Origin of the sequence: Vibrio sp. 10N.261.51.A4 (genome assembly GCF_041471945.1) — a bacterium.
In the GTDB taxonomy this organism is placed as follows: domain Bacteria; phylum Pseudomonadota; class Gammaproteobacteria; order Enterobacterales; family Vibrionaceae; genus Vibrio; species Vibrio crassostreae_C.
Genome location: NZ_JBFRPJ010000021.1, coordinates 54389 through 77305, shown reverse-complemented (window position 1 = coordinate 77305; position 22917 = coordinate 54389). Strand labels below are relative to the sequence as shown.

The following is a 22917-nucleotide window of genomic DNA, read 5'->3' as shown; positions in this document are numbered from 1 at the left end:
TTAAACGATCGGCATTAGGTCTTGGTGACCAGCCTTTTTTTATGTCCCTGATTCCAATATTCCAATGCTTCTCACTCTAGCCGCACTGATTGATAGGTTTCATCTATCAAATTAATCTCTACTTCCCATTATACTTAATGATAATAATTCTCAATAATAGGCCTATCAAAACAACACAACGACTGAGTAATTATCATGAAAAAGACACTAACCTTTGCTGCATTACATTTTACTATCGCATTTAGTGTCGCTTATGTACTAACAGGCGACATCTTAATTGGTAGCTTAATCGCTATGATTGAGCCCTCTGTGAATACTGTTGCCTTCTATTTTCATGAAAAGGCGTGGGCTCAAGTTCCAGCGCTTAAAGCTCGTCAGTGGATGACCAAATTAAAAACAGCAAGCTTTGCTACCATCCACTTTAGTGTTGCCTTTACTGTTGTCTACTTGTTGACTGGAGATGCTTTTATCGGCGGTGTGATGGCTTTGCTAGAGCCAACTTTAAATACCGTTGCTTACTACTTCCACGAGAAAGTCTGGTTACGTAAATCAGGCGACCAAATGGCACAACAACAATTCTGTTTGCACCAACATGCTTAGTCACCATATATTGGGTCACATATTAGTGACCCTTTCATAGGCAGATCATGGAACAAATTGCTGAGTTCACCCTTAGACCCATTACACCGCAAGACAACCCAAGCATCGCACAAATCATTCGCCAAGTTTCGGCTGAGCATGGGCTCACAGAAGATAAAGGCTATGGCGTGGCCGATCCAACACTCGACGATATGTACTCTGTCTATAGCCAAGCGAATGCAATGTACTGGGTTATCGAACACAACGGAAAGATCGTCGGAGGCGGTGGCTTTGCCCCTCTAGCAGGTAAACCCAATGTGTGTGAGCTACAAAAGATGTACTTCTTACCGCAAACTCGAGGGCATGGCCTAGCCAAGCGAATTGTCGCTTTGAGCTTAAAGCAAGCCAAGCAACTTGGGTATCAACACATGTATTTAGAAACGACGAAGTGCTTGGGTGCTGCGGTCAAACTCTATGAGAAGCTTGGGTTTGAGCATCTTGAGTCAGCTTGGGGAGAAACAGGCCACGACGCTTGTGAGGTTGTCATGGCTAAGTCGTTATAAGCAGAATGCGCCGCTATAGCGAAAGAAGATAACGCTAAAATATACGGAGTTAACGTAGAAAGTTACTGACGCAAGAAGTTGGGTTCAAGGCAACAAAAGAACTCTCTTCTTGCCCATCAAGTACCACTTCTAATGGGTATAGATACTTGGGGTTAGGATTCTCAATATCAACAATGATAGGAGCTTCGACCTGGAACACGACGCCAGTATGTTCAGCGCGTACATCAATCGGCATCACGAGAGTCATACCATTAAACTTGATGGATGCCGATACTAACCCCGCCTTTAGCGTTTGATAGATAACATCCACTTTAAACTCACAGCCACCACCGTGGTGCCAGATCTGCTCTGTGACAACTTGCTCTAGCTTGACGTTTCGAACGAACTGCAGGTATGGCGCTTGCCAAATCCCGATGCGTGAATCAGATTTAGCGATAGCCTGTGAAGATACAGAGTCATCCATGTCTTCTTCAAGCAATAGGCTCTCCTCTTCTTCAAGGAAAAGGATCTCGAAACGGTTTCGGCCGGACTGCATATAAGGACGGATATCTTTACGGTATTCAGCTTGGCTACCATCACAATCAAAAACAGCCACACCATTAAGTCGAACTTCAGCAAAATAATCGACTCCAGCCATCACTAACTCAACAAATGGACACGCTAACATAGCGTCATCCACTTCGATGTCGTGCATCAGGTGCCACTCTTGCTCTGCAATTTGACTTTCACTCAAGCTATCAGGGAGCTTTGAGCTTAACGGAGCCGGAAAGGTGATGTCATCTTGTGGGATAGAGAGATCCGTCAGTGGCGAAATTTGCCAAAGACCATCGAGAAGCAACCGCATATCATTCCTTGAGCTAGATCAATTTTGACCGCATTATAATGAATGAATGCATATAAAGACATTTATTTTTCTGAGGGTAAAAAAATGCCAGCTCGAGGCTGGCATTTTTTAAAATTGGGAAAGAATTACTCTTCGCCTTCATCATCTTCGTCTGGGTAGATAGCATCTTCACCTTCGTAGTAAGTGCCCCAACCGTCGTAGATAATGTCAAACTTCTCTGCAAGGTTTACAAGCTTCTCAACTTGCTCATCAATCGCTTCTGCATTCAGAGTACATTGCATCGTTGCATCACAACAAAGTAGCTTATTGCCATCTTCGTCTTCTGTCTCTTCAGCTTCAAGCACTTCAAAGCCCATTTTGAATGCTTCAACAACCGCTTTCTCAAGCACATCGAAATCTTCAGCAAATAGGTGATGCTCGATATCGTATAGAGCTTCAGGATCGCTACCATCTTCAATTAATGCTGTAATGATGTCGCGAGTCTCTTCCTTTTGAAATTCAATTAATTCCGCTACTGATAGATATTCATCTTCGTGAGACATGTGTCTGCTCCAGAGTGTTGACTATGAAAAGATCAAATTTGATTGTCACGAAATATGGCACGGATCGTCCAGAAAAGCCACCCAGATCAGGCCTAGAAAGGTAAGTTTATCGCGAGATCGCAGCGCCAATATCAATTCAAAAGTGAAATCAAAATCACAGAAACAAATTTTCAACATTTTATTAACTGCGCCGTATTTTAGCATTTCGTTTTTGTGGCCACTTTAGGGCTTATTGAATAAAACTTGCGTGATTAGTCACGTTAGGTGCATACGCTAAACCGCTTTTGGGGTGCATAAATCCTCAGCTTGTTATCAAAAAGTGCATAATAGTGAATAAAAAATCACGATTAATAAGCAAAATTCAATTCTAACAAGCCACGAATTGAGCATAGATCCTCAAAAACGTTGTTCCGTTCGATAGCCAGTTAGTTGGAATTTAATCTGTATAAACTTAAAAATCACAGGTTTTATGACCAATTATTACCCAAATACCTTGTATTAACTCAATCTACAAAACTTGCATATTACGGACAAGCTTGTCATAAATAGACGCTGGATTAATAGTAAGGATGCAAAATGAGTAAGCTATACGTTGGCTCCGAAGTCGGTCAATTGAGACGAGTTCTCCTAAATAGACCTGAAAGAGCACTCACCCACCTCACCCCTTCAAACTGTCATGAGCTTCTATTTGATGATGTACTTGCCGTTGAAGCCGCTGGTGAAGAACATGATGCCTTTGCAGAAACGCTGCGCAGCCAAGACGTAGAAGTACTACTGCTGCATGACCTGCTAGTAGAAACGCTTGCCGTATCTCAGGCTCGTGAGTGGTTGCTGAATACTCAAATCTCAGATTTCCGTTATGGGCCGACTTTCGCCCGTGACTTAAGAAACTACCTTGCTCAAATGGATAATGAGCATCTAGCAACGATCTTACTCGGTGGCTTGGCCTACTCTGAGCTTCCTATCAAATCATCATCGATGCTGCCTAAAATGCATCGACCACTCGATTTCGTTATCGAGCCACTGCCTAACCACCTATTTACGCGAGATACTTCTTGCTGGGTTTACGGTGGTGTATCGCTTAACCCAATGATGAAGCCTGCACGTCAACGTGAAACGAACCACCTGCGTGCTATCTACCGCTGGCACCCAGTGTTCGCAGGCCAAGATTTCATTAAGTACTTTGGTGACGAAGACCTTCACTACGACAACGCTAACATTGAAGGCGGTGACGTACTGGTTATCGGTAAAGGTGCGGTACTGGTTGGTATTTCAGAGCGTACGAAACCACAAGGTGTCGAAAACCTAGCGGCTAGCCTATTTAGATCAGGCCAAGCGAGCGAAGTGATTGCGATCGATCTACCAAAACACCGCTCTTGTATGCACCTTGATACGGTGATGACACACATGGATATCGACACGTTCTCTGTCTATCCAGAGATCGTGCGTAAAGACCTAGACACTTGGCGCTTAACGCCAAAAGAAAATGGCGAAATGCGTGTCGAGAAAGCTGAAAACTACCTGTCAGCGATTGAAGGCGCGCTAGGCCTTGATCAACTGAAGATCATCACAACCGGCGGTGATAACTACGAAGCTGAGCGTGAACAGTGGAATGACGCAAACAACGTACTGACAGTGAAACCAGGTACCGTGATTGGTTATGAACGTAATGTTTACACCAATGAGAAATACGACAAAGCAGGTATCGAAGTTCTGACGATTCCGGGCAATGAGCTAGGTCGTGGCCGAGGTGGCGCTCGCTGTATGAGTTGCCCTATCGAAAGAGACGGTATCTAAGTCAAAGAGCTCAGTTAAACAGACTCAATAGTCTTATCTAGGCCAGTATTCATTTACTGGCCTTTTTTATCAAATTAATAAAATAAATATTCACAAATATAGCATTTTTATGTTTAACTAAGTTCTTCATTGATTCTATATACGCAAGGAGCGAGAGATGGCCTTTAATCTTCGCAATCGTAACTTTCTAAAACTTCTCGACTTTACTCCTAAAGAGATTCAGTTTTTACTCGACCTGTCTGCTGACCTAAAAAAAGCTAAGTATGCAGGCACTGAGCAGAAGAAACTCAACGGCAAAAACATTGCTTTGATCTTCGAGAAAGCATCAACTCGAACACGATGTGCGTTTGAAGTGGCCGCCTTTGATCAAGGTGCTCAAGTCTCTTACCTTGGCCCTTCTGGTTCTCAGATTGGTCAAAAAGAATCAATGAAAGATACGGCGCGTGTATTGGGACGCATGTACGATGGCATTGAATATCGTGGCTTTGGCCAAAGTATCGTTGAAGACTTAGGCGCTTATGCGGGCGTGCCGGTTTGGAATGGTTTAACCGATGAGTTCCACCCTACTCAGATTTTGGCTGATTTCCTCACTATGCTTGAGCATGGTCGCGGAAAACATCTGCACCAAATCAGCTTTGCTTACCTAGGCGATGCACGCAATAACATGGGTAACTCTCTGTTAGTCGGAGCCGCGAAGATGGGCATGGATATTCGCCTTGTCGCGCCTAAAGCATTCTGGCCAGAAGAGCAGCTTGTTGAAGAGTGCCAAGCTATCGCGCAAAGCACAGGTGCCAACATCACGCTGACAGAAGACGTTGCTGAAGGTGTTCAAGGCTGTGATTTCCTTTATACCGATGTTTGGGTTTCAATGGGCGAGGCCCCTGAAGCTTGGGACGAACGTGTAGCGGTAATGAAACCATACCAAGTGAATATGGATGTCATTAAGCTCACTGGCAATCCTCAAGTGAAATTCATGCACTGCCTACCCGCTTTCCATAACAATGAAACCGTGATCGGCCAGCAAGTCGCAGATAAGTATGGAATGAACGGTTTAGAAGTTACTGATGAAGTCTTTGAATCGGATTACTCAATTGTGTTTGATGAAGCTGAGAATCGCATGCATACCATCAAAGCGGTAATGGTTGCGACACTGGGTCAATAGCGAATACTGAAAGTAAACAAAAGCTTGATGTAATCGCTTGCGCTCACAAATTGAAAGCGTATAATTCTCGGCAATTTGTCTGAGAGTAATGAAAATGACGCCAAGCAATGTTGTGATAAAACATAATGATATTGTGAAAACACATAGTAATATTGTGAAAACACCAAATATTGCTCGTAAGCTAAGATGCTTACCAGGCCGTCTATTCTGCTTTTCAGCACTTTTTTAAAGCCTCCCATTATGGGGGGCTTTTTTATGGCCAATACATTATTGTGGGGAAGAAGATCATGGCGAATTCGCTCTATCAAAAGCACATCATCTCAATTCCAGAGCTTTCTCGTGAAGAGCTAGAATTAATTGTTCAAACGGCAGGTCAGCTAAAGGCTGAGCCAAACCCAGAACTCATCAAGAACAAAGTTGTTGCCAGCTGCTTCTTCGAACCTTCTACGCGAACTCGTCTCTCTTTTGAAACTGCGATTCAACGCATCGGTGGTGATGTGATTGGTTTCGACAGTGGTGGTAACACTTCTTTGGCAAAGAAAGGCGAAACGCTAGCGGACTCGGTACAGGTTATCTCTTCATACGTTGACGCTTACGTGATGCGTCACCCTCAAGAAGGCGCAGCGCGTCTGGCTTCTGAGTTCTCAAACGGTGTTCCTGTTATTAACGCAGGTGACGGCGCAAACCAACACCCAACACAAACGTTATTAGACCTATTCTCTATAGCTGAGACACAAGGCCGCCTCGACAACCTAAACGTTGCATTCGTTGGTGACCTTAAGTACGGCCGTACGGTTCACTCGTTGACTCAAGCACTAGCAAAATTCGACAACATCTGTTTCTACTTCGTGGCTCCAGAAGCACTAGCGATGCCAGACTACATTTGCGAAGAGCTTGATGAAGCGGGCATCAAGTACCAACTATTGACGGACATGGAAGATGTGATTCCTGAACTAGATGTCTTGTACATGACTCGAGTTCAAAAAGAGCGCTTCGATGAGTCAGAATACGCGCACATAAAATCCGCATACATCCTGACCGCTTCGATGCTGGAAAATGCACGCGATAACCTGAAGGTTCTGCACCCTCTTCCTCGCGTTGATGAAATTACTGTCGATGTCGATAAAACACCTTACGCTTACTACTTCCAGCAAGCAGAGAATGGTGTTTACGCCCGTGAAGCATTGCTAGCCCTTGTTCTTAACGAAACGCTGTAGAGGAGAGATATCATGTCTAAAGAGACTCAATTAAAAGTTGAAGCAATCAGAAACGGTACTGTTATCGACCATATCCCAGCCAATATCGGGATCAAGGTTCTAAAACTGTTCGACATGCACAATTCTCATCAGCGCGTGACGATTGGCCTGAATCTACCGTCTTCTGCACTAGGCGGAAAAGACCTGCTCAAGATTGAGAATGTGTTTATCACAGAAGAACAGGCGAGCAAGCTGGCACTTTATGCGCCTCACGCAACAGTGAATCAAATCGAAGATTACGAAGTGGTTAAGAAACTACCACTAGAACTTCCTGAGCAAATCAACGATGTGTTCGAGTGTCCAAACACCAACTGTATTACTCACAATGAACCGGTTGAAAGTAGCTTTAAGATCTTTGAAAAGAAAGAAGATATTCGATTGAAGTGTAAGTATTGCGAAAAAGTCTTCTCTCGCGAGATCGTAACAGAAAGATAACGTCATACTGCAAAGCAGACCGAATGTAAAAACTATCAAATACCTCGCCTGTGCGGGGTATTTTGCGCTTTACCTATCCAAAGTTTGAAGGCACACTGAAAATTGATTTTTATCTAATAACTGATGGAATAAACCAATGACTAAAGTACTTCACACAGAATCTGCTCCAGCTGCAATCGGCCCATACGTACAAGGCGTTGACCTTGGCAACATGGTACTGACTTCTGGTCAAATCCCAGTAAACCCAGCAACTGGTGAAGTATCTGCTGATATCGCAGAGCAAGCTCGCCAATCTCTAGACAACGTTCAAGCGGTTGTTGAAGCTTCAGGCCTGACTGTAAAAGACATCGTAAAACTAACGGTATTCGTTAAAGACCTAAACGACTTCGGCACAGTAAACGAAGTTTACGGTAAATTCTTCGATGAGCACGGCGTTGCAAACTACCCTGCACGTTCATGTGTTGAAGTAGCTCGTCTGCCAAAAGATGTAGGTATCGAGATCGAAGCTATTGCGGTTCGCAAATAGGTTTTAATCTTTAGATTAAACACCTTCTAATAAACGACTTAGCGTAATACTGGGTGTTTATTAGATACAAAAAAAGGTTGCCCAGTTGGCAACCTTTTTTATTGTTCATCGTTTCGCTTAGATAATTACTTTTTATTAAGCTCAACCACTTCTTTGTCTAACTCTTCAAGTTTCGCAGCCATCTGCTCACGAGCTAGGTTAGCCAGTTCACGAACATTAGACTTGTCGTAGCCTTCAGTGCTGATTGGTGGCAGCATTTCAACAATCACGTGACCATTGTTCCAACGGTTTAGCTTCACGCCACCGGTTGAGCTACACACGATAGGGATGATAGGCAAGCCAGCACCAATCGCAGCATGGAATGCACCTGTTTTGAATGGCAGCAGACCACGGCCACGAGAACGAGTGCCTTCAGGGAACATCCAAACTGAAACATCGCTCTCTTTTAGACTCGTCACGACCTGATCAATCGTACCTACCGCTTTGCTACGGTTAGCACGGTCAATTAGGATGTTACCCGTCAACCAGTAAAGCTGACCAAATAGAGGCATCCACACTAGGCTTTTCTTACCAACAGTTACCACTTTTGGCGTTACCGCTGATGAAATCGTGAATAGATCCCAGCTGTTTTGGTGGTTCGCCACATAAACATGTTGGCCGCGAGAGTAGGCATCTTCTGGGATGCGAAGCTCTAACTTCATGCCGAAGATCTTCGACATGCGACCGAAATAACGGCCAAAGGTAAATACGTGTTTCGGGTTGCGTGGACTTAATAGGCAGTAACCACAACCAAATACAAACATAAGAATCGCAAATATCGCCACTGCGAAAATACGTAATATTGCTATCATTTTGTTCCTCACCGACCGCCAAGTTGATTCATCTATTCGCGCAAAAATGAGCAATAGATTTACTCGCGGTAAATACAACTATAAAAAAGCCGAAACCAAGGTTCCGACTTTTATGTTTTCATCTTACTGATTCATGAATCCACTAACCTAGGTTAGTTCGACTCACTAAATCGTGTAATGTTTGCGCCTAAGGCTGACAATTTATCTTCAATCTTATCGTAGCCACGATCGATGTGATAAATACGGTCAACGATGGTTTCACCTTGAGCAATACAGCCAGCAATAACAAGGCTCGCAGATGCGCGAAGGTCCGTTGCCATTACTTGAGCGCCGCTCAGTTTTTCCGTTTCACCACAGATAGCCGTGTTACCTTCGATTTCCGCTTTTGCACCCATTCGCTGTAACTCAGGAATGTGCATAAAACGGTTTTCAAAGATAGTCTCAGTGATAACACCACTGCCCTTCGCCATCATGTTAAGCAGAGTAAACTGTGCTTGCATGTCGGTTGGGAAACCAGGGTGAGGTGCCGTTACGATTTTCACCGCTTTCAGTTCACGACCCGTCATATCAAGACTGATCCAGTCTTCGCCCGTTTCAACCTTCGCACCCGCTTCTTCAAGCTTCGCTAAGGCAGCTTCAAGAAGATGAGCGTTGGTGTTGCGACAAACCACTTTACCGCCAGAAACAGCAGCAGCAACCAGGAAAGTACCTGTTTCAATACGGTCAGCAACCACAGAGTGTTGGCCACCACCAAGACGTTCAACGCCTTCGATAGTAATCGTATCTGTACCTGCGCCAGAAATTTTAGCACCCAGTTTGTTTAGGAAGTCAGCCGTATCAACAATCTCAGGCTCACGCGCTGAGTTATCAAGTACTGTTGCTCCTTCCGCTAGCGTTGCTGCACACATGATAGTAATGGTGGCACCCACACTTACTTTATCCATCACGATGTGCGCGCCTTTCAGACGGCCATCAACACTTGCTTTCACATAACCATCTTCCAACTTAATGGTCGCACCTAGTTGCTCTAGGCCGTGGATATGAAGATCAACAGGTCGAGCACCAATTGCACAACCGCCTGGAAGTGACACTTGGCCTTCACCAAAACGAGCGACTAGAGGACCTAAAGCCCAAATAGAAGCACGCATTGTTTTCACTAAATCGTAAGGCGCACAAAATTCATTAATTTCGCTGCCATCAACATGAACACTACCATTGCGTGATACTTTTGCGCCTAAACGCTTAAGCAGTTCCATCGTAGTATCGATGTCACGTAGGTGAGGAACGTTACTTACTTCTACTGGCTCTTCAGCAAGAATTGAAGCAAATAATATAGGTAGCGCTGCATTTTTTGCGCCTGAGATCGTCACTTCACCGCTTAGCGGCTTATCCGATCCAATAACTCGAAACTTTTCCATCATAAACCTTAAAGTGACATCAGTTTCTTATCACGTTCCCACTCTTCCGGCGTGAAAGCCTTAATAGAAAGAGCATGGATGTCATTGCGTTGAATGTATTCCATTAGTGGGCCGTAGATTAGTTGCTGCTTCTTAACTCGATTCATGCCGTCAAAACATGGATCAACCGCAACAACTTCGTAATGACTGCCTTCCCCTTTCACGAAAATTTCCTGAAGGTTCAGTGCTTCTGCTAATAATTCTTGTACTTTTGTGCTGTCCACAAATAGCTCCTGCCTAATTTTTTATGTGTTCTGCCATCATTGGCTGGATATTGCTCAATTGGAACAACGTTCGTAATTGTTCTGGCACGAAACTGAGCATTATATGACAGTTTTGATTTTTTGCATGCTCTAATAAGTGAATTAGCATCACCATTCCTGCTGAATCGACTCGATTTATATGGCTAAGGTCAATTTCAACGCTCGATTCCGTCGTTTGCCACTTTTCCAATATACGCCAGATTGCAGGGACACTGTCTCGGTCGATATCACCGAGTAGCTGATATTCTTTAGAGCTTAGTGCTTGCCATTGAGAATGGCTCATTATTTGTTACTCTCAAAACGAATTGGTTGTGCGGCTAATTTCTCTAGTTCGTCAGCAACTTGTAAGATGCCTTCTTGACGAATCTTAGTATTCCACTCCGATTGCTTGCTCGACAACAGGCTAATACCTTCGGCAACCATATCAAATGCTTTCCACTCGCCAGATTTCTTGTCTTTGCGAAGCTTAAATTCAAGCTTAATGTTTGGTCGCGGCGTATCGATGATGTCGACCTTGATACTGGTAATGCGGCTATCCGCTTTGATTTTTGGTTCTGGTCCAAATTCAATCGTCTGATCTGTGTATTGAGTCAGCACTTGGGCATAAGAAGAAACAAGGTATTTACGGAATGAATCGATAAACACGCCCACGTCTTTTCTATCCGCGCCTTTCAAGTTTGGTCCAAGTAACTTAAGAGCTGCATATTGTGCGTTTACATAAGGCATCAACTCTTCTTCCACGATGACCTTCAATAGCTCAGGGTCTTGGTGGATGTTGTCTTGTTCACTCTTCAAACGCTCAAATGCCACTTCGGCAACTTGAGTCATCATCTGGTAAGGCTGAGTACGGTCAATCGATTCTGCAGCAAATGCTTGGGTAGAAATAAGCAACGCCATTGCCGCCGTAAACATTGATTTCAAGTAACCAATAGCTTTTAAATGACTAATAGTTTTCAACATTATCTTATTCCTTAGCTTCGCTGTCATTAGAACCACCAACGCTATACAGCACTTGGCCAATCAAATCTTCTAGTACTAATGCTGACTTAGTGTCTTCAATTGCATCACCATCGACCAGCATCTCTTCATCATCAAAAATGAAGCCTGGAACCAGACTAATGTACTGCTCACCAATTAATCCAGACGTTAAAATTTGAGCGCTAGAGGTATCTGGAAATTGTGAGTACTTCCCATCAATAGACAGTTCAACGACAGGAAGGTAGCTCTCGGTATCAAGCTCAATGCTTTTAACTCGTCCAACAACGACGCCACCCACTTTCACTGGGGAACGAACTTTTAGGCTGCCAATGTTGTCAAAGGTCGCTTTTAGATTGTAAGTATGGTTCGAACCTATGCCTTTTACGTCAGCGACTTGAAAGATCATGATTAAGATTGCGCAAATTCCGGCAATAACAAAGGTGCCGACCCATAATTCTAATTTTCGAGTTTGTTGCATGATTAATTCCCAAACATCAATGCGGTAAGAACAAAATCTAGCCCTAGTACCGCTAGAGAAGAGTGCACTACAGTGCGTGTGGTTGCCTGACTGATACCTTCTGAAGTCGGTACTGCGTCATAACCATTGAAAAGTGCGATCCAAGTTACGGTGATAGCGAAGACCATACATTTGATCATGCTGTTACCAATATCTCGGCCAAGTTCTACTGAAGACTGCATCGCAGACCAGAAACTGCCGTGATCAATGCCTTTCCAATCAACACCAACCAGTTGACCGCCCCAAATACCGACCGCCATAAAAATCATAGCAAGCAATGGCATTGAGATAAGCCCGGCCCAAAGACGTGGTGCAATAATGCGTTTAAGAGGGTCAACGGCCATCATCTCAAGGCTTGAGATCTGCTCTGTTGCCTTCATTAAACCAATCTCTGCCGTGAGTGCTGAACCGGCTCGACCTGCAAATAATAACGCAGTCACCACAGGCCCCAACTCACGCAACAGTGAAAGCGCGACCATTTGGCCAAGGTTTCCCTCAGCGCCGTAGTCAATTAACACGACATAGCCCTGCAGGCTGAGCACCATGCCGATAAACAGACCCGAAACTAAAATAATAGCCAATGACTGAACGCCAACGCTATAAAGTTGTTTTACTAATAAGGGGAAGTTTTTTAGTCGCGGGATGCCAAACAAAGCCCCAAATAACATCAGGCTTGCTCGACCAAATGACTCACAGATCGCAAGTGTACGCTTACCGACACCCGCAATAGTTTTAACAATCATATTAAAACAAATCCTTTTCTAAGCTCTTCGCAGGGAATCTAAATGGCACGGGACCATCCGCTTCGCCTTGCAAAAATTGCTGCACTCTCGGATCGCTATTGTTGTACAACTCGTCAGGGGACCCAGCAGCAATGATCTTGCTATCTGCCATGAGGTAAACCCAATCAGCAATACTCATCACCTCTGGCACATCGTGAGAAACAACAATCGAGGTTAAGCCTAAGGCTTGATTGAGATTTCGGATCAATTCAACCAATACGCCCATGGTGATAGGGTCTTGGCCAACAAACGGCTCATCGTACATGATAAGTTCTGGATCCAGTGCGATTGCACGAGCCAACGCAGCTCTCCTCGCCATACCGCCAGACAACTCACTCGGCATTAATTGCGCTGCCCCTCGTAATCCTACCGCTTCAAGCTTAAGTAATACGATGGTACGAATGAATTTTTCATTAAGTTCAGTGTGCTCTCGCAGCGGAAACGCCACATTATCAAACACATTGAGATCCGTAAAAAGCGCACCCGATTGGAATAGCATGCTCATTTTCTTACGTGCTTGATACAGCTTTCGACGTGATAATGCAGGGATATTGTCGCCATCAAACCAAACTTCGCCTTCATCTGGCGGCAGTTGCCCACCAATCAAACGCAGTAAAGTCGTTTTGCCGATCCCAGACGGCCCCATGATTGCGGTTATCTTTCCTTGAGGCACCTCTAAACTGATGTCATCAAAGATAACGCGCTCACCGCGTGAGAAGCTGAGGTTCTTAACTTTCACAAGCTCAGTGTTCAACATATTTTTGTTGTTTCCTTGCTTTAAAAAACGCCAATTATGGCTGCAATAATAATGAGTCTACTTTAGAATTAAAAGCACTGTTCAATTAATTCATATTAAACAGGAATCTATGCAGGGATTTGAAAGCATTAGGAAATTATCTATTGAGCTCTCTTTCTTGCCTGCTAACTGGTAATTAATTTGCCGAGTGACTTCCCTTTTATCTAGCAACAGGTCAAAATTAGCGGTTAATTCTCCGTTTTTATTAATTTTTTAGGAATCATCATGCTTGAAGCGATTGCGTTTCTTATTATCGGTCTAGGTTTTTTGGTGTGGAGTGCAGATAAGCTGGTTTACGGTGCCGCAGCTCTTGCTCGCAACTTCGGTATTTCACCACTAGTTATCGGTATGACGATCTTAGCAATGGGGTCTTCGGCTCCTGAAATGATGGTTTCTGCGACAGCAGCCCTTGATGGCAAAACAGATACAGCTGTAGGCAACGTACTGGGCTCTAACATCGCCAACATCGCGCTGATTTTAGGTATTACAGCCCTTATCAAGCCGTTATCGATTAGCTCAGGCGTGATTCGTCGTGAACTACCATTAATGATCGGTGTCACTCTGCTAGCGGGCGCCCTATTGTGGGATAACCATTTAGGCTTCTATGAAGGCGTGTTGTTGTTTGTTCTTTTTGCCGCGTTTTTGTTTGCTATGTTGCAAATCAGCCGCAGCGAGAAAAAGAACGGCGATGCTTTCCTTGATGAGCAAGAATCAGAGATCCCTGAAGGCGTAAGTAACCCTAAGGCTGCAATGTGGGTCGTGATTGGTCTAATCGTCCTACCTTTAGCTGCTGATATGCTGGTAGATAACGCTGTGATCATCGCGAAGTTCTTCGGCATGAGCGACCTTGTCATTGGTTTAACCATCATTGCTGTTGGTACTAGCCTTCCTGAACTTGCAGCATCACTAGCCGGCGTTATGAAGGGTGAAGATGATATGGCTGTAGGTAATATCATTGGTTCAAACGTATTCAACATCCTTGCTGTTATGGGTATCCCGGGCATCCTAAACCCTTCGATCTTGAGCGAGTTCGCTATGGGTCGTGACTTCTGGGTAATGCTAGGCGTATCGCTACTACTTGTTGTGATGGCACTAGGAAAATCTCGTAGTGTGAATCGTATTGAAGGCGGCGTGTTAATTGTGACGTTCGTGGCCTACCAAAGTTACCTATTAATGAACATGTCGGCTTAATTGTTGATTTAACTTCCCGTACTTGGAGTATTTGATGTCTCAGCCATTTGATTACCGCAGCGTTGCAAAACAAGTTTTGGAAACCGAAGTTGCAGGTCTCACTCAATTAGACCAATATTTTAATGATGATTTTTGTAAAACTTGCGACCTTATCCTGAACAACAAAGGCAAAGTCGTTGTGATGGGCATGGGTAAATCAGGCCACATTGGCAACAAAATCGCAGCAACATTGGCAAGTACCGGGACATCGGCTTTCTTTGTTCACCCAGGCGAAGCGGCGCATGGCGACTTAGGCATGATCGAACCTGGTGATATTGTAATTGCAATATCCAACTCCGGCGAATCGGGAGAAATCCTCAGCCTATTTCCTGTGTTAAAGCGTCTGAGCATCAAGATCATCAGCATGACAGGCAAGCCAGCATCAAACATGGCAACCCTGTCTGATATCCATTTACAAATTTCAGTACCGGAAGAAGCTTGTCCACTGGGCTTAGCACCAACAACAAGCACCACGGCGACCTTGGTCATGGGTGATGCATTAGCCGTTGCACTTTTGCAGGCTCGAGGCTTCACCGCTCAAGACTTTGCCCTGTCTCATCCTGGTGGCGCTTTAGGTCGTCAGCTGCTGTTGAAGCTCGACGACATCATGCACACAGGCGATTCACTTCCTGTTGTAGCACCTGACGCACTAGTAAGAGACGCTCTACTAGAGATATCTCAGAAAGGCTTAGGCATGACAGCAATCGTTGGTGAAGATGGCCAAATGGCCGGTATTTTTACCGATGGTGATTTACGCCGTATCTTAGACAAACGCGTTGATATCCATAACACGCAGATCGGTGATGTGATGACGCTAAACCCGACGGTAGCCGAGCCAAACATGCTCGCGGTTGAGGGCTTAAACTTGATGCAAGCGAAGAGCATCAATGGCCTGATGTTATGCCAAGAAGGTAAATTAGTCGGAGCGTTAAACATGCATGACTTACTGAAAGCAGGAGTAATGTAATGACACAGACAGTCGAAACTCTATACGGCACTGTTAATTCAGATGTATTTGCAATTGCAAAAGAGATCAAACTGCTGATTTGCGATGTCGATGGTGTCTTCTCTGATGGTCGCATCTACATGGGCAACAACGGTGAAGAGCTGAAAACCTTCCACACTCGTGACGGTTACGGTATCAAATCACTGATGAACGCAGGCATTGAAATCGCGATCATCACGGGTCGCAAATCTCAAATTGTTGAGAATCGTATGACCGCTCTAGGCATTAAGCTGATTTATCAAGGTCAAGACGATAAAGTTAAGGCATACCAAGATATTTGCGATAAGCTTTCTGTAAACCCTGAAAATACAGGTTACATCGGAGACGATCTGATTGACTGGCCTGTAATGGAAAAAGTTGGCTTGAAGGTCTGTGTGGCAGATGGGCACCCGCTACTTGCAAAGCGTGCAAACTACGTGACAACCATTAACGGTGGTCATGGCGCGGTACGTGAAGTCTGTGACCTTATTTTACAAGCAAGAAATGAACTCGACGTGCATAAAGGTTTAAGCATATGAGTTTTACTCGTATTATCTATTTAATACTCATATTTATTGCCTCTTGGTCGACCTATTACTTGTACGACAAAGAGCAAACATCAACGATACAAGTGGCTCCAAATTTGGAGCTGCCCGCGTTTAGTGGCAAAAGCCTGAACAACATTAGCTACGACGAAAGCGGTATTCGCAGCTATCAGGTTGAATCGACGTATTTAGAACACTACTCAGTAGTTGGCGATACGCACTTTCAAAACCCAGTTCTTTCGGTATTCCGTGAAGGGCACACGATTGAATGGCAAGTCACCGCTGATCGCGCGATTATGGATGAGAATCAAGTTGTCACGTTTTATGACAACGTCGTGGCAAAGAACCTGTTGCCAGAAGCCAGCTTCGATACAATGACCACAGATAAAATGGTTGTTGAGCTGCCTAGCCGAGATTTTTATTCAGAGACTCCGGTCCATATGATCGGTACATTTTTTGAAACTGAGGGACAAGCAATGAAAGGTAACTTCGGTACCAACAATGCAACCCTCTTTAATTCTGTTCAAGGTAGATATGAAACTCTTACACCTTAGTTTATTCGCTTTGACCCTTGCGGCACCTAATGTCTATGCTCTGTCTTCGGATAGTGAGCAACCTGTCTACATTGACTCAGACAGCCAGCAATTGGATATGAAAAGTAACCAAGTGACTTTCCTTGGTGATGTGAACCTTAAACAAGGCAGCATCAATATCAATGCCGATAAGGTTATTGTTACTCGTAACGCCGTAAACGGTGAGATTGAAGAAATTCAAGGCTTCGGTAAGCCAGCAACCTTCTCTCAGCTTACTGACGACGGTAAGACACTCTACGGTGAAGCTGACGACCTGCACTACCAGCTTGTTGCCGACCGACTGATCATGACTAAGAATGCGATGTTATCTCAAGATGGCAGCATCATTCGCGGTTCTAAGATCACTTACCAGATCGGTTCTCAGAAATTAGTCGCTGACAGTGGTGAAAACAAACGAGTGTCAACGGTTTTACAACCAACGGAAGTGAATAAGTAACGATGGCTGTTCTTAAAGCAAAAAACCTAGCGAAAACCTACAGTAAACGTAAGGTTGTTACCGATGTAAGCTTACAGGTAGAGTCAGGCCAGATCGTCGGTCTGCTTGGGCCTAACGGTGCAGGTAAAACCACATCTTTCTATATGATTGTTGGTTTGGTGGCGCGTGATGAAGGTACCATCAGCATTGATGACCGAGACATCAGTATCTTACCAATGCACAGCCGCTCTCGTCTTGGTATCGGTTACCTGCCTCAAGAAGCATCGATTTTCCGTAAGTTGTCCGTAGAGAACAACATCATGGCGGTTTTACAAACCCGTGATGAAATGACCAACGAACAACGCCAAGATAAGCTGGAAGACCTGCTAGAAGAGTTCCACATCCAACATATCCGCACCAGCAATGGTATGGCTCTGTCGGGTGGTGAGCGTCGTCGTGTAGAGATTGCTCGTGCACTAGCAGCAAACCCGCAGTTCATTCTATTGGATGAACCATTCGCCGGTGTTGACCCGATCTCAGTAATCGATATCAAAAAAATCATTGTTCACCTGCGTGATCGCGGCTTGGGCGTTTTGATTACCGACCACAACGTTCGTGAAACATTAGACGTGTGTGAAAAAGCTTACATCGTAAGCCAAGGACACCTGATCGCTGAGGGTACTCCTGAAGATGTTCTCAATAACGAACAAGTTAAACAAGTTTATCTAGGCGAACAATTCCGTCTATGATTATATAGAGAGTATCGAGAGTTCTAAGAATAATAACTAGGTAAGTCACACTGAATGAAACCCTCATTACAACTTAAGCTAGGCCAACAGTTAGCAATGACTCCTCAATTGCAGCAAGCGATTCGTTTGTTGCAATTGTCTACTTTAGATTTGCAGCAAGAGATTCAAGAAGCACTTGAATCTAACCCACTACTCGATGTCGAAGAAGGCAATGAAGATACGCCAACATCGGAAGAAAAACCTAGCAGTGACGAAAAAGAAACTGTTGAAGCCACAGAGCAAGACTTACCTGATAGCTCAGACTTAATCGAAAAATCAGAGATTGGCAACGAACTAGAAATCGACACAACTTGGGAAGACGTCTACAGCGCGAACACCGGTAACACGGGTATTGCGATTGATGACGACATGCCGGTTTATCAAGGCGAAACCACTCAAAGCCTGCACGATTACCTACTTTGGCAACTCGACTTAACGCCATTCACTGACACCGACCGAAGCATCGCTTTTGCATTAATCGATGCCATCGACGACTACGGCTACCTCACTGTAACTTGTGAAGACATCCTTGAAAACTTCGACAATGAAGAGATCGAGCTTGATGAAATTGAAGCGGTACGTAAACGAATTCAGCAGTTTGATCCGCTAGGTGTCGGTTCAGTCAACCTGCAAGATTGCTTGTTACTGCAACTGGCAACCTTTCCCCAAGATACGCCTTGGCTTAACGAAGCTAAGTTAGTACTTACTAGCCATATCGACCAACTCGGCAATCGCGATTACAAACTGGTTATCAAAGAGACCAAGTTGAAAGAAGCAGAACTACGTGAAGTTTTGCAACTGATTCAACAGCTGGACCCTCGTCCTGGCAGTAAGATTACTCCGGATGAAACTGAGTATGTGGTTCCAGATGTATCTGTCTTCAAAGACCTTGGCAAATGGTTAGTCACCATTAACCCTGATAGCGTGCCTAAGTTGAAAGTGAATCAGCAGTACGCTGATCTGGGCAGTAAAGGCAACAGCGCCGACAATCAATACATCCGCTCAAATTTGCAAGAAGCAAAGTGGTTAATTAAAAGCCTAGAGAGCCGAAATGAGACGCTACTCAAAGTTGCGCGATGCATTGTTGAACATCAGCGTGATTTCTTCGAACATGGCGAAGAAGCGATGAAGCCAATGGTTCTTAATGATGTTGCGTTAGCTGTTGATATGCACGAATCCACGATCTCTCGTGTGACGACTCAAAAATTCATGCATACGCCACGTGGCATCTTCGAGCTCAAATACTTTTTCTCAAGCCATGTCAGCACTGACAATGGCGGTGAATGTTCATCTACAGCAATTCGCGCACTCATCAAGAAGCTTGTCGCAGCGGAAAATACCGCGAAGCCTCTAAGTGATAGTAAGATTGCTGCTTTACTGGCTGACCAAGGAATTCAGGTAGCTAGACGTACCATAGCGAAATACCGTGAGTCTCTGGGCATTGCCCCATCGAGTCAGCGTAAACGCCTGCTATAAGCTCATTTAGTCGCTAGTTACTTAGCAACTATGATCAGGCAACCAACTGAAAAGGAAAGTCTATGCAAATCAATATTCAAGGCCATCACGTTGATCTTACCGATTCAATGCAAGACTATGTTCACACCAAATTCGACAAACTTGAGCGCTTCTTTGATCATATCAATAGCGTTCAGGTTGTTTTAAAAGTTGAGAAAATCAATCAAATCGCAGAAGCTACCCTGCATATAAATCAGGGGGAAATCCATGCGACAGCAACAGATGAAAGCATGTATGCCGCGATTGATTCATTGGTTGATAAACTCGTCCGCCAACTCAACAAGCACAAAGAAAAGCTAAGTAGTCACTAACATGCAATTAAGCGAAGTACTTTCATTGGACTGCACCAAAAGTGCAGTCCAATGCACAAGCAAAAAAAGAGCCCTTGAGCTCATCAGCCAGATAGCAGCTGAGAGCTGCGGTCAAGATTCAACAGAGCTATTTGAGTGTATGTTGAGCCGTGAGAAGATGGGCAGTACCGGTATTGGTAATGGTATCGCGATTCCCCATGCTCGTATGAATGTCAGTGATAAAGCGATAGCTGTATTACTGCAATGCCAAGATCCTATCGAATTTGATGCGATTGATAATCGTCCTGTCGACCTACTATTTGCCCTGCTTGTTCCTAGCGAACAATGCAAAGAGCATCTAAAAACCCTTTCTTGTATGGCAGAACGACTAAACGACAAGCAGACTCTTAAACAGCTGCGTAATGCTCAGAGCGATCAAGAGCTTTACGACATCATGATTCAAGTGCCAACTTGCGAGCAATAACATGCGATTAATCGTGGTTAGTGGCCAATCAGGGGCCGGTAAAAGTGTTGCGTTACGAGTCCTAGAAGACTTGGGGTATTACTGTGTCGATAATCTACCAGTAAACCTGCTCAACAACTTTGTCGAATCGGTACGCGAAAGCAACCAAAACGTTGCGGTAAGTATTGATATACGTAACCTACCGAAAGAGCCTCAGTTAGTCACCGACACGCTCGAGCAACTCGAGTCAGCTACAAACATCGATGTTGATGTATTGTTCCTCGATGCCAGCAAGCAGACACTCCTTAAGCGCTACAGCGAAACCCGCAGAATCCACCCTTTATCAATTGGCCAAGAAAAGCTCTCTCTTGAGCAAGCGATTGATTTAGAGAAGACACTTCTGACACCTCTCGCAGAGCACGCCAGCATTGTGATCGACAGCAGTGACTGCAACCTCTACGAATTGAGTGAAAAGGTTCGATTTAAAGTTGAAGGCAAAGAGAAGCAAGAGCTGATCATCGTCTTTCAATCTTTCGGTTTTAAGTATGGCTTGCCAAGTGATGCCGACTACGTGTTTGATGTTCGCTTTTTGCCGAACCCTCACTGGGAACCTGCACTACGACCACTAACCGGGCTAGATGCACCAATTCACTCCTTTCTAGAAGAACACTCAGAAGTTCTGGAACTCAAGCAACAGATCCAAGGCTTTGTTGAACAGTGGTTACCAATGTTAGAGAAGAACAATCGCAGTTACCTAACGGTCGCGATTGGCTGTACTGGCGGCAAACACCGCTCGGTTTATCTAACCCAGAAAATTGGTGAGTACTTTGAGCAACTTGGCCATCAAGTTCAAATCAGACACGCCTCCCTAGAGAAGCACCAACAGGGCTAACCATGGAATTAACTCGAACTGTACTGATCCAAAATCGCTTGGGTCTTCACGCTAGAGCAGCCGTAAAGTTGGTTGAGCTTGCACAAAGCTTTGATGCAACCATCACTATCCATAGCGAAGAAGATAAAACAGCAACAGCAGACAGCGTAATGGGGTTACTTATGCTGGAATCAGCGCAAGGGCAACATATTACGATTCAAGCTGCAGGTACCGATTCACAGCAAGCACTGGATGCCGTCTGTCATCTCATTGAAGACAAGTTTGATGAGGGTGAGTAGCTAAGACGCTTTACTCACAACACCGCAAACTCAAACGGTGAACCAACCTATATTAAATCTTAGTTCTACCTAAGTTTATGATTTAAATAAGCCCTAGAATTAAGTTACTATTCCAAGCATTGTAAGAATAATGAGATAGGAGGAAAATATGGCAGAGCAATTAGAATTCGACCAAGCTCACCAAACCCTCCAAGAAGTCAGCGAAGCCCTAGAAAACGGCCGATTTGTTCACGTACGCCGACAACTTCAGGACATGGAACCTGAGGATATTGCACACCTTTTAGAAGCCTCCCCTCGCAAAAGTCGTGACGTACTCTGGCAACTCACCGATCCTGAAGACTACGGTGAAATTCTTGATGAACTAAACGAAGACGTCAAAGATGCTCTTGTGTCGAAAATGGCACCTGAGACCTTGGCAGAAGCAACCGAAGGTATGGAAACCGATGACGTCGCGTACGTACTTCGAAGCCTACCCGACGATGTTTCTCGCGAAGTCCTTTCTCAAATGGACTCCGTCGATCGTGCATTAGTTGAAACTGCCCTGTCGTACCCTGAAGATTCAGCGGGTGCGATCATGAACACCGACGTAATCACGATTCGTGGTGATGTCGATGTTGACGTTGTATTGCGCTACATGCGTATGCGTGGCGAACTGCCGGATGCAACTGATGCTCTGTATGTTATTGATGAAGAAGAACGTCTTATCGGTAACCTATCACTTACCACGCTAGTAACGACTCAACCTGATGTCCCTGTTTCAGAAGTGATGGATGATGCCGACGAAGCGATCGCGGTAGAAACCAGTGCGTCAGATATCGCGAGCCTGTTTGAACGTCGTAACTGGGTTTCTGCGCCTGTCATCGATAGTAACCAGCACCTTGTTGGTCGTATCACCATCGATGACGTGGTTGATGTTATCCGTGAAGATGCCGAACACTCAATGATGAGTATGGCGGGTATGGACGATGACGAAGATACCTTCGCACCGGTCGTAAAATCTGCTCGTCGTCGTAGTGTGTGGCTTGGTGCTAACGTACTCGCAGCACTGGCGGCAGCATCTGTATCAAACATGTTTGAAGCAACGCTCGATCAAATGGCAGCGATTGCGGTTCTGATGACTATCGTGCCTTCGATGGGGGGTGTTGCGGGTAACCAAACCGTTGCTCTGGTGATTCGTGGTTTGGCACTCGGTCATATCGGTGACAGTAACAAACGCGAACTGCTACTCAAAGAGGCAGCCATCGGCTTCCTAAACGGCGTTCTATGGGCCGTTATCATTGGTGGTATCGTGGTGGCTTGGAAAGGTAACTGGATACTGGGAGGCATCATCTCAGCGGCGATGATGACCAACTTGATTGTCGCAGGTATTGCTGGTGTAACTATCCCAGTGATGTTGAAGAAGATGAATATCGATCCAGCCCTTGCTGGCGGTATGGCACTGACCACAGTAACCGATGTTATTGGCCTATCGGTGTTCCTAGGCTTAGCGACCATACTGATCTAGTTAGCATAAGCAGTTAGCCAATTTTTGGCGAAATACAGAAAACAAAAAGGGAGCCACGGCTCCCTTTTTTA

The 22917-nt window shown here is 44.8% G+C and carries 29 protein-coding genes; 19 read left to right on the top strand and 10 right to left on the bottom strand.

Annotated features, from left to right (window positions below; all coding sequences use genetic code 11):
* Window positions 1-195: 195 nt before the first annotated feature.
* Both AB4384_RS05825 and AB4384_RS05820 read left to right on the top strand, forming a co-directional pair.
* Entirely contained in the window at window positions 196-600 is a 405-nt protein-coding gene (locus tag AB4384_RS05825; protein ID WP_017058933.1) for a DUF2061 domain-containing protein, read from the top strand.
* Between the two features lie 47 nt (window positions 601-647).
* The gene (locus AB4384_RS05820; protein ID WP_017066666.1) at window positions 648-1142 is read left to right on the top strand and encodes a GNAT family N-acetyltransferase; all 495 of its coding nucleotides are present in this window, start codon (window positions 648-650) and stop codon (window positions 1140-1142) included.
* Between the two features lie 49 nt (window positions 1143-1191).
* Here AB4384_RS05820 and AB4384_RS05815 read toward each other — a convergent pair whose 3' ends face one another.
* Both AB4384_RS05815 and rraB read right to left on the bottom strand, forming a co-directional pair.
* The gene (locus AB4384_RS05815; protein ID WP_372129045.1) at window positions 1192-1986 is read right to left on the bottom strand and encodes a glycosyl hydrolase 2 galactose-binding domain-containing protein; all 795 of its coding nucleotides are present in this window, start codon (window positions 1984-1986) and stop codon (window positions 1192-1194) included.
* Window positions 1987-2111: 125 nt separating this feature from the next.
* A complete protein-coding gene (gene rraB / locus AB4384_RS05810) occupies window positions 2112-2528 on the bottom strand; it encodes a ribonuclease E inhibitor RraB (protein ID WP_017058930.1) in 417 nt (138 codons plus the stop codon).
* 576 nt (window positions 2529-3104) lie between these two features.
* On the opposite strand from rraB, the gene arcA reads away from it, so the two are divergent.
* From arcA to AB4384_RS05785, 5 genes are all read left to right on the top strand, one after another.
* Window positions 3105-4325 (top strand): arginine deiminase, encoded by a 1221-nt coding sequence (gene arcA, locus AB4384_RS05805; protein WP_017063739.1) that lies wholly within the window; start codon window positions 3105-3107, stop codon window positions 4323-4325.
* Between the two features lie 157 nt (window positions 4326-4482).
* On the top strand, window positions 4483-5487 hold the full coding sequence (locus AB4384_RS05800) for an ornithine carbamoyltransferase (RefSeq protein ID WP_017066667.1): 1005 nt from the start codon (window positions 4483-4485) through the stop codon (window positions 5485-5487).
* Window positions 5488-5774: 287 nt separating this feature from the next.
* Window positions 5775-6704, top strand: coding sequence for an aspartate carbamoyltransferase (pyrB, locus tag AB4384_RS05795; protein ID WP_012604860.1), 930 nt, complete (start codon window positions 5775-5777; stop codon window positions 6702-6704).
* 12 nt (window positions 6705-6716) lie between these two features.
* Window positions 6717-7178: an aspartate carbamoyltransferase regulatory subunit gene (gene pyrI / locus AB4384_RS05790; RefSeq protein ID WP_017058927.1), complete on the top strand. Its 462-nt coding sequence runs from the start codon at window positions 6717-6719 to the stop codon at window positions 7176-7178.
* A gap of 136 nt (window positions 7179-7314) precedes the next feature.
* Window positions 7315-7704 carry a RidA family protein gene (locus AB4384_RS05785; RefSeq protein WP_004735319.1) on the top strand — a complete coding sequence of 130 codons (390 nt, stop codon included), beginning with the start codon at window positions 7315-7317 and terminating at the stop codon, window positions 7702-7704.
* A gap of 125 nt (window positions 7705-7829) precedes the next feature.
* Here the strand turns inward: AB4384_RS05785 and AB4384_RS05780 are convergent, their stop codons facing one another.
* The 8 genes from AB4384_RS05780 to mlaF form a co-directional block, all read right to left on the bottom strand.
* The gene (locus AB4384_RS05780; protein ID WP_017058926.1) at window positions 7830-8555 is read right to left on the bottom strand and encodes a 1-acylglycerol-3-phosphate O-acyltransferase; all 726 of its coding nucleotides are present in this window, start codon (window positions 8553-8555) and stop codon (window positions 7830-7832) included.
* Window positions 8556-8707: 152 nt separating this feature from the next.
* Window positions 8708-9973, bottom strand: a complete 1266-nt coding sequence (gene murA, locus AB4384_RS05775) for a UDP-N-acetylglucosamine 1-carboxyvinyltransferase (protein WP_372129043.1) — start codon at window positions 9971-9973, stop codon at window positions 8708-8710.
* 8 nt (window positions 9974-9981) lie between these two features.
* Complete coding sequence (gene ibaG / locus AB4384_RS05770) at window positions 9982-10236, bottom strand: BolA family iron metabolism protein IbaG (RefSeq protein WP_017058924.1); 255 nt, start codon at window positions 10234-10236, stop codon at window positions 9982-9984.
* Between the two features lie 13 nt (window positions 10237-10249).
* Complete coding sequence (locus AB4384_RS05765; protein WP_004735315.1) at window positions 10250-10558, bottom strand: lipid asymmetry maintenance protein MlaB; 309 nt, start codon at window positions 10556-10558, stop codon at window positions 10250-10252.
* Window positions 10558-11187 carry an ABC transporter substrate-binding protein gene (locus AB4384_RS05760; protein ID WP_372129048.1) on the bottom strand — a complete coding sequence of 210 codons (630 nt, stop codon included), beginning with the start codon at window positions 11185-11187 and terminating at the stop codon, window positions 10558-10560. Before AB4384_RS05760 ends, AB4384_RS05765 begins: the two co-directional genes overlap by 1 nt.
* A gap of 52 nt (window positions 11188-11239) precedes the next feature.
* The gene (mlaD, locus tag AB4384_RS05755; RefSeq protein WP_046224439.1) at window positions 11240-11731 is read right to left on the bottom strand and encodes an outer membrane lipid asymmetry maintenance protein MlaD; all 492 of its coding nucleotides are present in this window, start codon (window positions 11729-11731) and stop codon (window positions 11240-11242) included.
* A gap of 2 nt (window positions 11732-11733) precedes the next feature.
* The gene (gene mlaE, locus AB4384_RS05750; RefSeq protein ID WP_046224440.1) at window positions 11734-12513 is read right to left on the bottom strand and encodes a lipid asymmetry maintenance ABC transporter permease subunit MlaE; all 780 of its coding nucleotides are present in this window, start codon (window positions 12511-12513) and stop codon (window positions 11734-11736) included.
* Between the two features lies 1 nt (window position 12514).
* The gene (mlaF, locus tag AB4384_RS05745) at window positions 12515-13309 is read right to left on the bottom strand and encodes a phospholipid ABC transporter ATP-binding protein MlaF (protein WP_048618660.1); all 795 of its coding nucleotides are present in this window, start codon (window positions 13307-13309) and stop codon (window positions 12515-12517) included.
* A 264-nt stretch (window positions 13310-13573) separates the two neighbouring features.
* Between mlaF and AB4384_RS05740 the strand changes: the two genes are divergently transcribed.
* The 12 genes from AB4384_RS05740 to mgtE all read left to right on the top strand — a co-directional run bounded on the left by AB4384_RS05740 (window position 13574) and on the right by mgtE (window position 22846).
* Entirely contained in the window at window positions 13574-14539 is a 966-nt protein-coding gene (locus AB4384_RS05740) for a calcium/sodium antiporter (RefSeq protein ID WP_017063737.1), read from the top strand.
* Window positions 14540-14573: 34 nt separating this feature from the next.
* Window positions 14574-15545, top strand: a complete 972-nt coding sequence (gene kdsD / locus AB4384_RS05735) for an arabinose-5-phosphate isomerase KdsD (protein WP_136981970.1) — start codon at window positions 14574-14576, stop codon at window positions 15543-15545.
* Window positions 15545-16102: a 3-deoxy-manno-octulosonate-8-phosphatase KdsC gene (gene kdsC, locus AB4384_RS05730; RefSeq protein ID WP_017058916.1), complete on the top strand. Its 558-nt coding sequence runs from the start codon at window positions 15545-15547 to the stop codon at window positions 16100-16102. The genes kdsD and kdsC overlap by 1 nt, the downstream gene beginning before the upstream one ends.
* Window positions 16099-16662, top strand: a complete 564-nt coding sequence (lptC, locus tag AB4384_RS05725; protein WP_004735306.1) for an LPS export ABC transporter periplasmic protein LptC — start codon at window positions 16099-16101, stop codon at window positions 16660-16662. Before kdsC ends, lptC begins: the two co-directional genes overlap by 4 nt.
* On the top strand, window positions 16643-17137 hold the full coding sequence (gene lptA, locus AB4384_RS05720; RefSeq protein ID WP_017058914.1) for a lipopolysaccharide transport periplasmic protein LptA: 495 nt from the start codon (window positions 16643-16645) through the stop codon (window positions 17135-17137). Before lptC ends, lptA begins: the two co-directional genes overlap by 20 nt.
* Window positions 17138-17139: 2 nt before the next feature.
* On the top strand, window positions 17140-17865 hold the full coding sequence (lptB, locus tag AB4384_RS05715; RefSeq protein WP_004735304.1) for an LPS export ABC transporter ATP-binding protein: 726 nt from the start codon (window positions 17140-17142) through the stop codon (window positions 17863-17865).
* 54 nt (window positions 17866-17919) lie between these two features.
* On the top strand, window positions 17920-19380 hold the full coding sequence (locus tag AB4384_RS05710) for an RNA polymerase factor sigma-54 (RefSeq protein WP_017058913.1): 1461 nt from the start codon (window positions 17920-17922) through the stop codon (window positions 19378-19380).
* Between the two features lie 62 nt (window positions 19381-19442).
* Window positions 19443-19730: a ribosome hibernation promoting factor gene (gene hpf, locus AB4384_RS05705; protein ID WP_009847742.1), complete on the top strand. Its 288-nt coding sequence runs from the start codon at window positions 19443-19445 to the stop codon at window positions 19728-19730.
* Between the two features lies 1 nt (window position 19731).
* A complete protein-coding gene (ptsN, locus tag AB4384_RS05700; protein WP_004738707.1) occupies window positions 19732-20193 on the top strand; it encodes a PTS IIA-like nitrogen regulatory protein PtsN in 462 nt (153 codons plus the stop codon).
* A 1-nt stretch (window position 20194) separates the two neighbouring features.
* Window positions 20195-21064 carry an RNase adapter RapZ gene (rapZ, locus tag AB4384_RS05695; protein WP_017063735.1) on the top strand — a complete coding sequence of 290 codons (870 nt, stop codon included), beginning with the start codon at window positions 20195-20197 and terminating at the stop codon, window positions 21062-21064.
* Between the two features lie 2 nt (window positions 21065-21066).
* A complete protein-coding gene (locus tag AB4384_RS05690; RefSeq protein WP_017066670.1) occupies window positions 21067-21342 on the top strand; it encodes an HPr family phosphocarrier protein in 276 nt (91 codons plus the stop codon).
* Between the two features lie 148 nt (window positions 21343-21490).
* Window positions 21491-22846: a magnesium transporter gene (mgtE, locus tag AB4384_RS05685; protein ID WP_017058911.1), complete on the top strand. Its 1356-nt coding sequence runs from the start codon at window positions 21491-21493 to the stop codon at window positions 22844-22846.
* The last annotated feature ends 71 nt before the right edge of the window (window positions 22847-22917 follow it).

Coding starts and splice junctions, on each gene's coding strand:
- AB4384_RS05785 (WP_004735319.1), top strand. CDS start 7,315: ATGACTAAAGTACTTCACACAGAATCTGCTCCAGCTGCAATCGGCCCA.
- mgtE (WP_017058911.1), top strand. CDS start 21,491: ATGGCAGAGCAATTAGAATTCGACCAAGCTCACCAAACCCTCCAAGAA.
- pyrB (WP_012604860.1), top strand. CDS start 5,775: ATGGCGAATTCGCTCTATCAAAAGCACATCATCTCAATTCCAGAGCTT.
- rapZ (WP_017063735.1), top strand. CDS start 20,195: ATGCGATTAATCGTGGTTAGTGGCCAATCAGGGGCCGGTAAAAGTGTT.
- rraB (WP_017058930.1), bottom strand. CDS start 2,528: ATGTCTCACGAAGATGAATATCTATCAGTAGCGGAATTAATTGAATTT.
- AB4384_RS05825 (WP_017058933.1), top strand. CDS start 196: ATGAAAAAGACACTAACCTTTGCTGCATTACATTTTACTATCGCATTT.
- lptB (WP_004735304.1), top strand. CDS start 17,140: ATGGCTGTTCTTAAAGCAAAAAACCTAGCGAAAACCTACAGTAAACGT.
- AB4384_RS05690 (WP_017066670.1), top strand. CDS start 21,067: ATGGAATTAACTCGAACTGTACTGATCCAAAATCGCTTGGGTCTTCAC.
- AB4384_RS05815 (WP_372129045.1), bottom strand. CDS start 1,986: ATGCGGTTGCTTCTCGATGGTCTTTGGCAAATTTCGCCACTGACGGAT.
- kdsD (WP_136981970.1), top strand. CDS start 14,574: ATGTCTCAGCCATTTGATTACCGCAGCGTTGCAAAACAAGTTTTGGAA.
- arcA (WP_017063739.1), top strand. CDS start 3,105: ATGAGTAAGCTATACGTTGGCTCCGAAGTCGGTCAATTGAGACGAGTT.
- ptsN (WP_004738707.1), top strand. CDS start 19,732: ATGCAATTAAGCGAAGTACTTTCATTGGACTGCACCAAAAGTGCAGTC.
- AB4384_RS05765 (WP_004735315.1), bottom strand. CDS start 10,558: ATGAGCCATTCTCAATGGCAAGCACTAAGCTCTAAAGAATATCAGCTA.
- AB4384_RS05780 (WP_017058926.1), bottom strand. CDS start 8,555: ATGATAGCAATATTACGTATTTTCGCAGTGGCGATATTTGCGATTCTT.
- mlaD (WP_046224439.1), bottom strand. CDS start 11,731: ATGCAACAAACTCGAAAATTAGAATTATGGGTCGGCACCTTTGTTATT.
- AB4384_RS05760 (WP_372129048.1), bottom strand. CDS start 11,187: ATGTTTACGGCGGCAATGGCGTTGCTTATTTCTACCCAAGCATTTGCT.
- lptA (WP_017058914.1), top strand. CDS start 16,643: ATGAAACTCTTACACCTTAGTTTATTCGCTTTGACCCTTGCGGCACCT.
- AB4384_RS05740 (WP_017063737.1), top strand. CDS start 13,574: ATGCTTGAAGCGATTGCGTTTCTTATTATCGGTCTAGGTTTTTTGGTG.
- mlaF (WP_048618660.1), bottom strand. CDS start 13,309: ATGTTGAACACTGAGCTTGTGAAAGTTAAGAACCTCAGCTTCTCACGC.
- AB4384_RS05800 (WP_017066667.1), top strand. CDS start 4,483: ATGGCCTTTAATCTTCGCAATCGTAACTTTCTAAAACTTCTCGACTTT.
- hpf (WP_009847742.1), top strand. CDS start 19,443: ATGCAAATCAATATTCAAGGCCATCACGTTGATCTTACCGATTCAATG.
- pyrI (WP_017058927.1), top strand. CDS start 6,717: ATGTCTAAAGAGACTCAATTAAAAGTTGAAGCAATCAGAAACGGTACT.
- AB4384_RS05710 (WP_017058913.1), top strand. CDS start 17,920: ATGAAACCCTCATTACAACTTAAGCTAGGCCAACAGTTAGCAATGACT.
- AB4384_RS05820 (WP_017066666.1), top strand. CDS start 648: ATGGAACAAATTGCTGAGTTCACCCTTAGACCCATTACACCGCAAGAC.
- mlaE (WP_046224440.1), bottom strand. CDS start 12,513: ATGATTGTTAAAACTATTGCGGGTGTCGGTAAGCGTACACTTGCGATC.
- lptC (WP_004735306.1), top strand. CDS start 16,099: ATGAGTTTTACTCGTATTATCTATTTAATACTCATATTTATTGCCTCT.
- murA (WP_372129043.1), bottom strand. CDS start 9,973: ATGGAAAAGTTTCGAGTTATTGGATCGGATAAGCCGCTAAGCGGTGAA.
- kdsC (WP_017058916.1), top strand. CDS start 15,545: ATGACACAGACAGTCGAAACTCTATACGGCACTGTTAATTCAGATGTA.